The following is a 12,627-nucleotide window of genomic DNA, read 5'->3' on the forward strand; positions in this document are numbered from 1 at the left end:
GTAAGGCCGGGCGGTTCCGGCGGATCAGCTGGGACGCAGCGCGCCGCGCAATCGCGAGATCACGCCGCGCTTTTCGGGCTGTGAGAGCAGGTCGACGAGCACTGCCGGTTCGTAGGGTTTCTCGAGCACGCTTCCCATCTCGGCGATGTTGGCCGGAATATCCTCCGGCTGCCCGGTCGAGAAGATGATACGCGGACTGTCGGGGCCCAGCGTCTTGACCAGTTCCGCGATCGCCCACCCATCGTCCCGGTCTGCGAGGTGCACGTCGAGCACGATCGCATCGGGCTGTTTGCGCCTGAGCGCGGCAAGCGCGCTGTCGGTGGTGGAGCAGGTATCTACCTCTGCCACGCCGGCGGCACGCAGCGCGTCCTCGATCAGCATGCCGAGCACGGCCTCGTCCTCCACCAGCAACACGTGGGCGGGCAGGGATTTCCTCGATGGCTTGGTGCGGGCGATTGCAGTCGATCCTGTAGGCAAGGCGCAATGATCGCGCCTTTCGGAATCAACGGCAGCGCGGGGGAGTGAGTTCCCGCTTTCCGACCATTCTTCGTCCGCGTTGCCTGATTGCAACGCGCGGAAAGCTCAGAGCGCTTTTTCGTAGATCACGTATTCGCGATTGATCTTGCTCTCGATCGCATCGGCGATGGCGATCATCCCCTTGTTGTCGTCGAGAATCCAGCCGATCTCGCCGCGGGTCGAGCCGTAAAGGTCGTTTGCGTTTTCGCGGATCTTGCTGATCAGCATGAAGGCCAGCTGGCTGGCTAGGCGCGAGCTCTGGAATTCCTTGAGCACGCCCATCAGCGGGACGCGCATGCCGAGGCCCTTCGGATTGCCCAGCGCGCGCAGCAGGTGGAACCAGCCGAAGGGGAAGAGCTTGCCGCCGGTTCGCGAGAGCACTTCGTTGATGTCGGGCAGCACGACCATGAAGGCGACGGGGCGCCCGTCGAGTTCGGCCAGCATGTTGAGTTCGGGTTTGATGACCGGCTTCAGCTTCTTGGCCGCATAGGCGATCTCGTCCTCGGTGAAGGGCACGAAGCCCCAATTGTCCGACCAGGCGTCGTTGAGGATTTCGAGGACCTGCCGGATTTCTTCCGGCCAGCGCGACTTGTCGACCGGGCGGATGCGGATGCGCTCGTTACGCTCGCCCGACTGGACGATGCGCTGGATCAGCGGCGGGAAGGGCTTCGAGATGTCCAGATCGTAGGTCAGCAGGCTCTTGGCATGGCCGTAGCCCGCACCCTCGATCCACGGCTGGTAGTGCGCCGGATCGTGACCCATCATGATCATGGGCGAATGGTCGTGGCCCTTGACCAGCAGCCCGGGTTCTTCCCAGATCGACAGCGAGATCGGGCCGATAACGCGCGTCATGCCCTTGTCGCGCAGCCATGCCTCCGCCCGTTCCAGCAGCGCATTGGCGACCGCCTCGTCCTCGGCATCGAAATAGCCGAACATGCCCGTGCCCGGGCCCATTCCCTGTTCCACGGGAAGTTCCAGCGCCAGATGGTCGATATGCGCCGCGATGCGCCCCACCGGCTTGCCGGCGCGGTAGGCGATGAACAGCTGCACCCTGGCGTGGCCGAAGAAGGGGTTCTTGCCCGGGTCGATCAGCTCCAGCTGTTCCGAGCGGATCTGCGGTACGGAATGCGGCACACTGGCCGCGAATTCCCGCCCAAGGTCGACGAAGGCTGCCCGCCCCGCCTTGCCATTCGCTTCCTCGATCACGATATTCTGGTCTGCCACGCATCCGGTCCCTTGTTCAGCGGGGGTTAGCCCTGCGTATGGCATATGATCTTTGTCAAGGAATCGCGCGCGCCCGATCACTATGATCGAGAGGTGAGACTGTCATTTTTCGCGCCATTCGACTAAGGGCACCCCCAGGAAAACCGATCATGAACGCCGAACAGACCATTTCTGCCGATAGTGCCGCGCCCTTGCGCGATGGCCGCGGCTGGCATTCGCAAATCGCCGACGACAAGGCGATGCTGCGCGCTGCACGCGACCTCACCAAGGATATCGCCGATCACCGCGCCGCCATCTACTGGACCGACATGGTCGGTTCTGCCGTGGCAGGCTATGCCGCGCTGGCAGGGGCGATCCTGGCGAACAACACCGCTGTCGCTGTCGCGCTGGCCGTAGTTTCCGTTCTCGCGCTCTACCGCGCGCTGCTGTTCATCCACGAAATTTCCCATTTCCGGAACGGTGCGCTGCCCGGCTTCCGCGCGGCATGGAACCTCTTCGTCGGCATTCCCATGCTGACGCCGTCCTTCATGTACGAACAGGTGCACACGCTGCACCACAAGCGCACGCAGTACGGCACGATCGAGGATCCGGAATATCTGCCGCTGGCCCTCATGAAGCCGTGGAGCCTGCCGCTCTTCGTGGTCATTGCCATCCTCGCGCCGGTCGCCCTGCTGATCCGTTTCGCTGTGCTGGTGCCGCTTGGTGCAATTATCCCTGCGATCCGCCGTCTGACCTGGCAGCGGGCCAGTGCGCTCGCCATCAATCCCGACTTCCGCCGCCGCGCACCCGAAGGCGAACTTGCACCGCGCGTCCTGCTGCAGGAGGCAGGCGGGTTCGTCTGGTCCTGGATGCTGATCGGCAGCGTTTTCGCATTTGGCTGGAAGCCGCTGCTGCTTGCGCTGGGCGTGGCCTCGGCCGTCGCGCTGTTGAACCAATTGCGGACGCTTGTGGCGCACTTGTGGGAGAACGAGGGCGAGGCGATGACCGTCACGGCCCAGTTCCTCGACAGCGTCAACGTGCCGCCGCCCGGCTTCATTGCGGAGATCTGGGCGCCGGTGGGCCTGCGCTATCACGCGCTGCACCACCTGATGCCCTCGATGCCCTACCACTCGCTGCCCGAGGCGCATCGCCGCCTGGCGCGCGAACTGGGCGAAAGCTCGACCTATCACGGCGCGAACCACTCCGGCATGGGCGTGCTCGTGGCCCGCATCGCCCGCAGCACGATGGGCCGCCGCTAGGCGCTTTCCTTCACGGGACAAAACAAAAGGGCCGCCCCACTCGGTAGATGGGGGCGGCCCTTCGCTGTCACGGGTCTGCGACCCTTTGTGAAACGCTTAGTTGGCGTCGATTTCGGCCTTCACGCCGTCTTCGCTGATGGTGGCGTCGACATCGGCGCCGTCGATGGTCAGGCTCGAGCCTTCTTCACCTTCAGCCGGCTCGGCCACGACGGTTTCGGTCGCGGTCGGCTGGATGACCGTGGTATCGGTGCCTTCAGCAGCGGCAGTGTCCTCGGCTTCCGGCGCATTGGCTTCGGCGCAGGCGCCGAGGGCAAGGGCGGCAGCGAGGGCAGGGATTGCGAACTTCTTCATGTCACATCTCCTTTGTGGCGACATTCGGGCATCAATGCGCCGGAAATGTGGCGGTTCCCGCCTATCCGAGAAACCGTATCATCGCGCAGCGGCGGTCTAGCGGGAGGCCGTGGGCGACTTCCTGCTCGATATCCGCCTTGAGCCTGGGATGCGCATCGAGGTCGCTGACCGTCTCGAACCCGTGGCGGGCGTAGAAGGGGGCATTCCATGGCACGTCCACGAAGGTGGTAAGCGTCAGTGAGACGAAACCGCTGTTACGCGCGTCGATACCAAGCGCCCGCAACAGGACCGAGCCGACGCCCTGTCGCTGCATGTCCGGGTGGACCGAGAATTCACGGATATGCAGCTCGCGGCGGAACGGTTCGGTCGAGATGAAACCTACCAGACGCCCTTCAGCCTCCGCGACCAAGGAGTGCCCCTTGCGGATCAGCGAAGCCTGTTTCTCTGCGGGGATAGCGTGCATGCCAGCGACCCCCGACAATCCATCGATGTCCAGAAAGAGCCTGCCGGCCGCCAGTTCGATCTCGGGAAGATGTGCTGCATCCTCGACCCGCGCGAGCCTGATCGAAAAGTCGCTCATTCCTCGGTGCGGATCAGCAGGGTCTCGCCGATCAGCAGGAACAGGAAGAACGGTGCCCAGGCGGCAAGGAAAGGCGGGTAGCCGCCGAAGCTGCCCATCGCCAATGCAGCATTGTCGACCACGAAATAGGCAAAGCCCAGCGCCATGCCGATGATCGCGCGCAGGAACAGCTGGCCCGATCGCGCTAGGCCGAACGCAGCTACTGCGCCGAGCAGCGGCATGAGGAAGGACGAAAGCGGGCCGGAAAGCTTGTGCCACCACTTGGCGCGCAATTCCCCGGTGCGGCGACCGGCTTCCTCGTAGGCGTCGATCGAGGCGCCCAGTTCCCAGAAAGGGACTGCGTCGGGATCGATCCGCGCGAGGTCGATCTGGTCAGGCGTGAGGCCTTCGCCGACGAGCAATTCGGCTTCCTTGCGCGAGGTTGCGGTGGCCACCTCGAAACGTTCCACGTCTTCCAGCTTCCAGCCGGGGGCGGCATAGGTTGCGCGGTCGGCGACAACCTGTTCCATGATCGCGCCTTCGGGGCTGCGGCGGTACCAGGTGACCTTGCGCATGGCGATTGCGTTGCCGGACCCCGCCAGCTGCGCTGCGGTGAGGACGTTCTCGCCGTCGGTCAGATAGACATTGGCGCGGACGTTCGATTCCTCGGGAATAGGTCCGTATTCCGCCGCCTCCCACGCCTTTAGCGTGGCCGTTGCGCGGGTGACGACGCGCTCGTTGAAGACGAAGCTGGCTCCTCCCACGATTGCTGCGGTCAGCAGCAGCGGGGCCAGCACCTGGTGGGCCGACAGGCCCGCAGCCTTCATCGCGATGACCTCGCTGTTCTGGTTGAGCGTGACGAGGCTGATCAGCGTCGCCAGCAGAACCGAATAAGGCAGGAAGCGCTGGATCAGCTGCGGTATCCTGAGGCCGGCATAGGTGAGAAGTTCGCCTTGCCCGTTCCCCTCTACCGCCAGGATCTTGCCGCTGTTCGACAGGAGGTCGAGCATCATGAGGACGAGCACGAGCATGATCAGCACCGCAAGGATGCGAACCACGAAGAGCTTGGCCAGATAGGTCGTCAGCGTACGCGAGGGGAAGAATGCGAGCTGCATGGTCTCAGCCCTCCGCCGTCATGGGATCGTCGATCAGCGGCCTCCGCCGCCTGCGGAACAGCTTCCCGATGCGCTTAGATATCTTGGCGAACCAGTTCTCCAGCGCGCCGATGGCCTGTCCGCCCGGGACATGGGCCACGCGCCAGTACATCCACAATATCAGTGCAGCGAAGACGACGAATGGCCCCCACAGCGCCAGGATCGGATCGGCAAGTCCCAGCGCGGCGACGTCCTCCCCGTACTGGTTTATCTTGTGGTAGGCGACGACCATGATGATCGACAGGAAGACGCCCAGCGCGCTTGTCGATCGCTTGGGCGGAATGCCCAGTGATACGGCCAGCAAGGGCATCAGCGCCATCATCACCACCTCGACCAGGCGGAAATTGAAGCTTGCCTGGCTGGCATCGCGCTTGGTCTCCGTCTGGTTGTCGGCCCAGCCGATGCGGAGCAGTTCGGGAAGGATATATTCGCGCTCGTCCTCGCCGCGGTCGCGGAATTCCTCGATTGCGGGGAGGTCGATGGGCAAGTCGTGGCGAGTGAAGGTCAGCACGCGCGGCGTCTGGCTGCCGGTATCTTGCACGATCGTGCCGTTGGTCAGGCGCAGGATGATCGTATCCGGATCGTCGGTGGTCGCCAGGAAAGCGCCTTCCTGCGCGGAGATCGAGAGAACCTGCCCCTTGGTGTTGGAAACGCGGGCGAAGATGCCCATCAGCTTGCGCCCGTCGTCCTCGCTCTGCTCGATGCGCAGTGCCATGCGGTCGGCAAGGGTGGTGAACTCGCCCACCTTGATCGATGCGCCCAGCGCACCCGAACGCAGTTCGTATTCGAGCCGTTCGTAAGTGAAGCGGCTGACTGGCTGCACGAAGAACACCAGCGCCACGTTTACCGCCATCAGGAAGGCGGTGATGAGAAAGGGGATGCGTAACAGGCGGCCGTAGCTGAGGCCGACGGCGCGGAAGACGTCGAGCTCGCTCGTCGTCGCCAGCTTGCGGAATGCCAGCAGGATGCCGAGCAGCAGGCCCAGCGGGATCGCGAGGCTGGCGTATTCGGGCACCAGCGTCGCCAGCATCTTGAACACCACGCCGATGGGGCCGCCCTCCACCGCGACGAAGTCGAGCAGGCGGAGCATCTTGTCGAGCGTGAGCAGCGAGGCGGCAAGCGCGAACACGCCCAGCATCGGCACGACTACCAGCCGGAAAATGTAGCGGTCGATGGCGGGGATGAAATTGAACACGCGCGGTCCGTCTGCTTGGCGGGTCGGGCGGCTCTAGCGGGAAAAATCGCGCGCGTCATGCCCCCGTGCGCGGGAAGGGCGGATCACGCCTTCTCGAGCGTGCACTGGAGCGGGTGCTGGTTCTCGCGGGCGAAATCCATCACCTGGTTCACCTTGGTTTCGGCGACCTCGTACGGGAAGATGCCACATACGCCGACGCCCTTCTGGTGGACGTGCAGCATCACGCGGGTCGCCTCTTCCATGTCCATGCGGAAGAAACGCTTCAGCACGATCACGACGAATTCCATCGGCGTGTAGTCGTCGTTGAGCAGCAGCACCTTGTACTGGCTGGGTTTCTTCGGCTTGGCGCGGGTCTTGGTCGCGATGCCGACCTGTCCGTCACCCTCGCGCGGGTCATCGCCGTCCTGTGCGGCGAAAATCGGGAAGGTGAGGATCGGTTTGGTCATGGTCGAGCGGCAATATCGTATCGATTGGCGTATTCGCAAGGCGCGAGCATGCCTGTGCGTTCCCGCGGGTTAAGAAAACGTCGAAATGCGGCCTTCGGGCATCGCAAAAAAGGAAACGGGCCGGACGACAGTGATGTCGTCCGACCCGTCCTGTCCAACCACCGGGCGAGGGAGAGAGGAGAGAGTGCCCGGCGGGTTGAAGTCCGTGTGCCTTAGGCGGCCTTGCGAACCTTCTCGGCTGCGAGGCTGAAGCGGCTCGACAGCGGAGCGAAAGCTTCGTTGGCCAGCTTGACCATGGCTTCCGTGTTCTTCGAGGTGGTCGAAACCATGGCGTCGAAGTTGCGGCGAGCGATTTCACCCTGGAGCTGGAACAGCTCGGTCGGCGACTTCACGGCGGCGAACTTCTTGACGTCGGCCTGGACAGTCTCGGCAGCCGACTTGGCTTCCTCGACGTAGGTGCGGCCCATGTCCTGCATGCCCGAAGCAAGGATCTTGCCCGAAGCAACGAGAGCTTCGAGGTTGCCCTTCTGGAATTCGACGACGTCCTGGGTCATTTCGGTGCCCTTGTCGTAAGCAGCCTTGGCGCGGGTCTGCACGTCGGCAGCCAGTTCCTTCGCCTTGGCGGTGTAGTCGGTGGTCTTTGCGGTCTTGGCAGTAGCCATGATGGTATCCTTCAACTTGGAAATCGGGGTGGACTTGGTGGTCGCGGGCTTCTTGGCAGCGGCCGTCTTCTTGGGCGCAGCCTTCTTGGCGGCAACCTTCTTCACAGCGGCCTTCTTTGCCGGAGCCTTCTTGGCAGCGACCTTCTTGGCCTTGGCCGGAGCGGCAACCGCCTTGGCGACCGCTTCCGTCTTCACCGGTGCAGGCTTGTCGGCCTCGACCGCCTTTTCGACGGCCTTGGTGTTCACTGCTTCCGCAGTCTTCTTCTCCGCAGCTTCGGCAAACGCCTTCTCGGCAGCGGCATCGATCTTGCTCTGGCTGTCAGCCATGGGAAACCTCGCTTTGTTGCACTGCACAAAATAGGCATTGCAAGTGCGAAGTCAAGGATATTTTTGTGCACTGCACAATAATGCGGTTAGCGCCGCATTTACAAGCGTTTAGCGCGTAGCGACGTAGCGTCCCGGGGCGTCCTCGATCACCTTGTCACCCTTCGATCCGGGCTTTCGCTTGCCGGTTGCGGGCACGGTTTCGCTGTCCTGTTCGCGCAGCCAGTCGATCCAGTCCGGCCACCAGCTGCCCGGATGCTCCACCGCGCCCTCGCGGAATTCAGCCAGGCTGCGCGGCGCGCCGTCGTTTGTCCAGTACTGGTACTTCCCCGCCTCGGGCGGATTGACCACGCCCGCGATGTGGCCCGAGCCTGCAAGGACGAACTTGATCGGCCCCTTGAAGTGTTCGGTAATGCGCCAGACGCTTTCGGCAGGCGCGATATGGTCTTCCTTGCCTGCCTGGACATAGGTCGGCGTGGCAACCCGGCCGAGGTCGACCGGCGTGTTGTCGACAGTGAGCGCATCGCCTTCGACAAGGCGGTTGTCGCGGTAGAGGTCGCGCAAATACTGCTGGTGCCACTTGGCCGGCAGATTGGTCACGTCGCCGTTCCAGTGCAGCAGGTCGAAGGCCGGATAGTCTTCGCCCAGCAGGTAGTTGTTGACGACGTAGTTCCAGATCAGGTCCGTGCCGCGCAACAGGTTGAATGTCGCCGCCATGTAGCGCCCGTCGAGATAGCCGTCGGGCGACAGCGCCTTGATCGCGCCAAGCTGCTGGTCGTCGATGAAGTTGAGCAGTTCGCCTGCCTTCTCGAAATCGACCTGCGCGGTGAAGAAGGTCGCGCTCTTCACCTTGTCCTGCTGTTCGCGGCGGTGGAGGATGGCGAGGGTGGCGGCCAGCGTCGTCCCGGCGACGCAATATCCGATCGCGTGGACGCTGGGCACATCGAGCCTCTCGCGCACATGGTCGATGGCGTCCATCTGCGCGCGGACGTAATCGTCCCAGACAACATCCTTCATGCTGGCATCGGCGGATTTCCAGCTCACCATGAACACGGTCAGACCCTGCTCGACGGCCCATTTCACGAAGCTCTTCTTCGCATTGAGATCGAGGATGTAGAACCGGTTGATCCACGGCGGGAAGATGATCAGCGGCGTTTTCATGACCTTTTCGGTCGCAGGCGCGTACTGGATCAGCTGGTAGAGCGGCGTTTCGTGAACCACCTTGCCCGGCGTGGTCGCGATGTTCTCGCCGAGCCGGAAAGCGCTCGCATCGGTGTGCGACAGCTGCCCGCGACGCATGTCGGCGAGCAGGTGCTCCATGCCTTTCACAAGGTTGTCGCCGCGCGTTTCCAGCGTGCGTTCCATGACTACCGGATTGGTGAGCGGGAAGTTGGCGGGACTGGCCGCCTCGGTGATCGCGCGCGTCGTGAAGCGAAGCTGTTCGCGCTGCTGCGGATTGAGCCCTTCGGCCTTGTCGACCATCTCGGCGACCCGTTCGGCGAGGAACAGGTAGGTCTGGTGGATCAGCGCGAAGGCCGGATGGGCGCGCCATTTTTCGTCAGCGAAACGGCGGTCCTTGCGCGGCAACTGGACATCGCCGCCCGCGTGTTCGGCAGCCTTCGGGCCGAGACCGTATTGCCCCAGCACGTCCTCCCACAGCCTCATGCCCTCTTCCATGAGGGCCTTCTGCTGGTCGGCCTGGGCCAGCGGCATCTGGCGGTACCAGTCGGTCGCCAGCGCCATCCAGCGCGCCGGGTCGAAATAGGGCACAAGCGCCTGCGGGCTGGCTAGCTGTTCGGCCTGGTATTGCGCCCACATGCCCTGCAGCTTGGCGGCGACTTCGCCCCAGTGGCGCGCATCCTCGGGCGTCATCATGCCTTGCGCGGCCGCCCCTGCATCCATCGTCCCCATCATCGGCGCGAAGAGTGCGCGCGCGAGCTTGGCAGGAGCTTCGTACATGTTGGTGAAGGGGTCGGGCGTCTCGGTCATGATCGGTCTTTCCGGGCGTTGTAGCGCCTCTTTAGCCACTTACACGATAATTCGCACAAGAGTGTTAGCGAGCCACTTTGCGCTTGCACGGTGAATAGGTAATCAATGTGACCGCGCAGCCGAATTCCCGTGCCAGCGCTTTGGAGCCGAAATGTCCGACGAATTCTACCGCATCAAACGCATGCCTCCCTATGTCATCGCCGAAGTGAACGCGATGCGGCATGCCGCGCGGCAGGCAGGGCGCGACATTATCGACCTGGGAATGGGCAATCCCGACCAGCCTCCGCCGCAGCACGTGATCGACAAACTGTGCGAAGTGGCGAACAAGCCCGATGCGCATGGCTATTCGCAGTCGAAGGGCATTCCGGGGCTGCGCCGCGCGCAGGCCAACTATTACAAGCGCCGCTTCGGCGTAGACCTCGATCCGGCGAGCGAGGTCGTGGTGACGATGGGGTCGAAGGAAGGCCTGTCGTCGATGGCCACCGCGATCAGCGCGCCGGGCGATGTTATCCTCGCACCGAGCCCCGCCTATCCGATCCATACCTATGGCTTCATGATCGCCGGTGCCACCATCCGCAGCGTCCCGACCACTCCCGACGAACGCTACTGGCGCGCGCTGGACAACGCGATGCTCTACACCGTCCCGCGCCCGACAGTGCTGGTGGTGAACTATCCCAGCAATCCCACGGCCGAGACGGTCGACCTCGCCTTCTACGAGCGGCTGGTCGACTGGGCGAGAGACAACAAGGTCTGGGTATTGTCCGACCTTGCCTATTCCGAACTCTACTACGACGGAAAGCCGACCCGTTCGATCCTCGAGGTGCCGGGGGCGAAAGACGTGGCGGTGGAATTCACCTCCATGTCGAAGACCTTCTCGATGGCCGGCTGGCGGATCGGGTTCTGTGTCGGCAACCAGCAGCTGGTCGCCGCGCTGACGCGGGTCAAAAGCTATCTCGATTACGGCGCGTTCACGCCGATCCAGGCCGCTGCCTGCGCCGCTCTGAACGGTCCGCAGGACGTGGTCGAGGAAAACCGGCTGCGCTACCAGCACCGCCGCGACGTTATGGTCGAAAGCTTCACCCGGGCCGGCTGGGCCATCCCCAATCCGCCTGCCAGCATGTTCACCTGGGCCAAGCTGCCGCCAGGCTTCGAAGACATGGGAAGCCTCGAATTCTCCAAGCAATTGCTGGAGCACGCCGGTGTCGCAGTGGCGGCGGGTGTCGGCTTTGGCGAAGAGGGCGAAGGCCATGTCCGGATCGCCATGGTCGAGAACGAACAGCGCATCCGACAGGCCGCGCGCAACATCAAGAAGTTCCTCGCCGAGCGGGGTAAATGACCGGCAGCCATTGACTAGGTATTCTTGCAAATACTGACGCTTAGCCAAATTGAATATTGGGTAGCGCGACGGGAGAGCCTAGGAGAAGGCTTGTGTCGCAACCTCAATTTTTCTGGCTGTCCATGGCTGCCAGCCCGCCCGGACGTTGGGATCTTCGCCTGCTCGACTGGCGGATGACCCCGGCCTTCCGTTCGTCCGATATTTCGCCTGCCACGCCGGTCATGCTCGACTGGCGGATTGGCGGGAGGTGCCCCGACTGGGCCGACATGGCGGAAAGGCGGCACGCCATCGTGGTCGGTGTGGAAGAGGCTCAGGCCCGGGCCGATCTCATCCGCAGCGGGTTTGCCGATGCGCTGCCGAGCCAGGTCGCATTGGTCGAATTGGCGGCCCGCATGGTCAAGCTCGAAGGCTTGCGCAAGATGATCCCCCGCCACCGCACAGTGGGCCCGCTGCGCCTCGACCTGTTCTACCGCGACGGCCAGGCCGACGGGCGCTGGATCGGTTTGCATCCGCGGGAATTCGCGCTGATGTGGCGGCTGGCAGAATGTCCCGGCGAACAGGTCACGAAGGAAGCGCTGCTGACCGATGTCTGGCGGCTGCGGCACGAGCCGGAGACGAATTCGCTGGAGGTCCATGTCTCGCGCCTGCGGGCCAAGCTGGCGGTGTCCGGCCTCGCATGGCTCGTCCAGACCCATCCCGACGGCGGCTATTGCCTGAGCACGGAAGGGGCTGCGAGCTTCAAGGCCTTTGCGCGTGACAGGCGTGCAGCGCTGGACAGCGGGGCGATGATAACGCAGGAACGCAGGCTCTCGAGAGAAAGCACTGTGGAGTCCCATGTCCAGCAAACGCGTTACGATTGAGCTTGCCGACAACGGCGTTGCCCAGGTCCGGCTGAACCGCCCCGACAAGATGAACGCGCTCGACCCGGCGATGTTCGATGCCATCATCGATGCCGGTGAACAGCTGCGTACCATGAAGGGCCTGCGGGCCGTGGTTCTGGCGGGCGAGGGGCGCAGCTTCTGTGCCGGGCTCGACGTCTCCAGCTTTACTGCTGCGCCCGATGGCGAGCGCAAGCCGCTGACCGAACGCACGCACGGAAATGCGAACAAGTTCCAGGAAGTCGCCATGACCTGGCGCAAGTGCCCGGTGCCCGTGATCGCGGCGGTCCACGGCGTCTGTTTCGGCGGCGGCCTGCAGATTGCAAGCGGCGCCGACATCCGCGTGGTGCATCCGGCCAGCCGCATGGCGATCATGGAGATGAAATGGGGCCTGGTGCCCGACATGGGCGGCTATGCCCTGTGGCGCGGGCTGGTCCGGTACGATGTCCTGCGCGAGCTGGTCTACACCAATCGCGAATTCTCGGGCGAGGATGCGCAGGCTTACGGCCTCGCAACCTTCGTGAGCGAGGACCCGCTGGGCAAGGCGAACGACATCGCTGCCGAGATTGCCAACCGCAATCCCGAGGCCATCCGCGGTGCCAAGCGCCTGTCGGAAGCGATGGCCGAGCAGTCGGGCGATGATATCCTGATGGCGGAAAGCGTCGAGCAAGCAGCCGTCATGCGCCGGCCGAACCAGGTCGAGGCGGTCATGGCGGGGATGCAGAAAAGGGCGCCGAACTTCACGGATGCCTGAT

Annotated in this window: 13 protein-coding genes; 4 read left to right on the forward strand and 9 right to left on the reverse strand. The window is 63.7% G+C overall.

Features of this window, described 5'->3' with window-relative positions; all coding sequences use genetic code 11:
• Positions 1–24: 24 nt before the first annotated feature.
• A complete protein-coding gene (locus LCL94_RS09160) occupies positions 25–477 on the reverse strand; it encodes a response regulator (protein WP_224831933.1) in 453 nt (150 codons plus the stop codon).
• Between the two features lie 105 nt (positions 478–582).
• Positions 583–1,740 carry an N-acetyltransferase gene (locus LCL94_RS09165; RefSeq protein WP_224831934.1) on the reverse strand — a complete coding sequence of 386 codons (1,158 nt, stop codon included), beginning with the start codon at positions 1,738–1,740 and terminating at the stop codon, positions 583–585.
• Positions 1,741–1,889: 149 nt separating this feature from the next.
• On the opposite strand from LCL94_RS09165, the gene LCL94_RS09170 reads away from it, so the two are divergent.
• Positions 1,890–2,978, forward strand: a complete 1,089-nt coding sequence (locus tag LCL94_RS09170; protein WP_224831935.1) for a fatty acid desaturase family protein — start codon at positions 1,890–1,892, stop codon at positions 2,976–2,978.
• Between the two features lie 96 nt (positions 2,979–3,074).
• On the opposite strand, the gene LCL94_RS09175 is transcribed toward LCL94_RS09170, so the two are convergent.
• The 7 genes from LCL94_RS09175 to LCL94_RS09205 form a co-directional block, all read right to left on the reverse strand.
• A complete protein-coding gene (locus tag LCL94_RS09175) occupies positions 3,075–3,329 on the reverse strand; it encodes a hypothetical protein (RefSeq protein WP_224831936.1) in 255 nt (84 codons plus the stop codon).
• A gap of 61 nt (positions 3,330–3,390) precedes the next feature.
• A complete protein-coding gene (locus LCL94_RS09180) occupies positions 3,391–3,909 on the reverse strand; it encodes a GNAT family N-acetyltransferase (RefSeq protein ID WP_224831937.1) in 519 nt (172 codons plus the stop codon).
• The gene (lptG, locus tag LCL94_RS09185; RefSeq protein WP_224831938.1) at positions 3,906–5,003 is read right to left on the reverse strand and encodes an LPS export ABC transporter permease LptG; all 1,098 of its coding nucleotides are present in this window, start codon (positions 5,001–5,003) and stop codon (positions 3,906–3,908) included. The genes LCL94_RS09180 and lptG overlap by 4 nt, the downstream gene beginning before the upstream one ends.
• A gap of 4 nt (positions 5,004–5,007) precedes the next feature.
• The gene (locus LCL94_RS09190; RefSeq protein ID WP_224831939.1) at positions 5,008–6,237 is read right to left on the reverse strand and encodes an LptF/LptG family permease; all 1,230 of its coding nucleotides are present in this window, start codon (positions 6,235–6,237) and stop codon (positions 5,008–5,010) included.
• A gap of 83 nt (positions 6,238–6,320) precedes the next feature.
• Positions 6,321–6,683, reverse strand: coding sequence for an ATP-dependent Clp protease adapter ClpS (clpS, locus tag LCL94_RS09195; protein WP_199800472.1), 363 nt, complete (start codon positions 6,681–6,683; stop codon positions 6,321–6,323).
• A gap of 212 nt (positions 6,684–6,895) precedes the next feature.
• Positions 6,896–7,672, reverse strand: coding sequence for a phasin family protein (locus LCL94_RS09200; RefSeq protein WP_224831940.1), 777 nt, complete (start codon positions 7,670–7,672; stop codon positions 6,896–6,898).
• Between the two features lie 108 nt (positions 7,673–7,780).
• Positions 7,781–9,658 (reverse strand): PHA/PHB synthase family protein, encoded by a 1,878-nt coding sequence (locus tag LCL94_RS09205; RefSeq protein WP_224831941.1) that lies wholly within the window; start codon positions 9,656–9,658, stop codon positions 7,781–7,783.
• A 151-nt stretch (positions 9,659–9,809) separates the two neighbouring features.
• Between LCL94_RS09205 and LCL94_RS09210 the strand changes: the two genes are divergently transcribed.
• From LCL94_RS09210 to LCL94_RS09220, 3 genes are all read left to right on the forward strand, one after another.
• Entirely contained in the window at positions 9,810–10,994 is a 1,185-nt protein-coding gene (locus LCL94_RS09210) for an LL-diaminopimelate aminotransferase (RefSeq protein ID WP_224831942.1), read from the forward strand.
• A 122-nt stretch (positions 10,995–11,116) separates the two neighbouring features.
• Positions 11,117–11,854 (forward strand): winged helix-turn-helix domain-containing protein, encoded by a 738-nt coding sequence (locus tag LCL94_RS09215; RefSeq protein ID WP_224831943.1) that lies wholly within the window; start codon positions 11,117–11,119, stop codon positions 11,852–11,854.
• Entirely contained in the window at positions 11,829–12,626 is a 798-nt protein-coding gene (locus LCL94_RS09220) for a crotonase/enoyl-CoA hydratase family protein (protein WP_224831944.1), read from the forward strand. Before LCL94_RS09215 ends, LCL94_RS09220 begins: the two co-directional genes overlap by 26 nt.
• Position 12,627 lies beyond the last annotated feature (1 nt).

The organism is Qipengyuania gaetbuli, assembly GCF_020171365.1.
Lineage (GTDB): Bacteria > Pseudomonadota > Alphaproteobacteria > Sphingomonadales > Sphingomonadaceae > Qipengyuania > Qipengyuania gaetbuli_B.

What these genes read in the sequence shown, in the direction of transcription:
- clpS (WP_199800472.1), bottom strand. Translation starts at nt 6,683, where the DNA reads ATGACCAAACCGATCCTCACCTTCCCGATTTTCGCCGCACAGGACGGC.
- LCL94_RS09170 (WP_224831935.1), top strand. Translation starts at nt 1,890, where the DNA reads ATGAACGCCGAACAGACCATTTCTGCCGATAGTGCCGCGCCCTTGCGC.
- LCL94_RS09215 (WP_224831943.1), top strand. Translation starts at nt 11,117, where the DNA reads ATGGCTGCCAGCCCGCCCGGACGTTGGGATCTTCGCCTGCTCGACTGG.
- LCL94_RS09180 (WP_224831937.1), bottom strand. Translation starts at nt 3,909, where the DNA reads ATGAGCGACTTTTCGATCAGGCTCGCGCGGGTCGAGGATGCAGCACAT.
- lptG (WP_224831938.1), bottom strand. Translation starts at nt 5,003, where the DNA reads ATGCAGCTCGCATTCTTCCCCTCGCGTACGCTGACGACCTATCTGGCC.
- LCL94_RS09210 (WP_224831942.1), top strand. Translation starts at nt 9,810, where the DNA reads ATGTCCGACGAATTCTACCGCATCAAACGCATGCCTCCCTATGTCATC.
- LCL94_RS09175 (WP_224831936.1), bottom strand. Translation starts at nt 3,329, where the DNA reads ATGAAGAAGTTCGCAATCCCTGCCCTCGCTGCCGCCCTTGCCCTCGGC.
- LCL94_RS09205 (WP_224831941.1), bottom strand. Translation starts at nt 9,658, where the DNA reads ATGACCGAGACGCCCGACCCCTTCACCAACATGTACGAAGCTCCTGCC.
- LCL94_RS09200 (WP_224831940.1), bottom strand. Translation starts at nt 7,672, where the DNA reads ATGGCTGACAGCCAGAGCAAGATCGATGCCGCTGCCGAGAAGGCGTTT.
- LCL94_RS09220 (WP_224831944.1), top strand. Translation starts at nt 11,829, where the DNA reads ATGTCCAGCAAACGCGTTACGATTGAGCTTGCCGACAACGGCGTTGCC.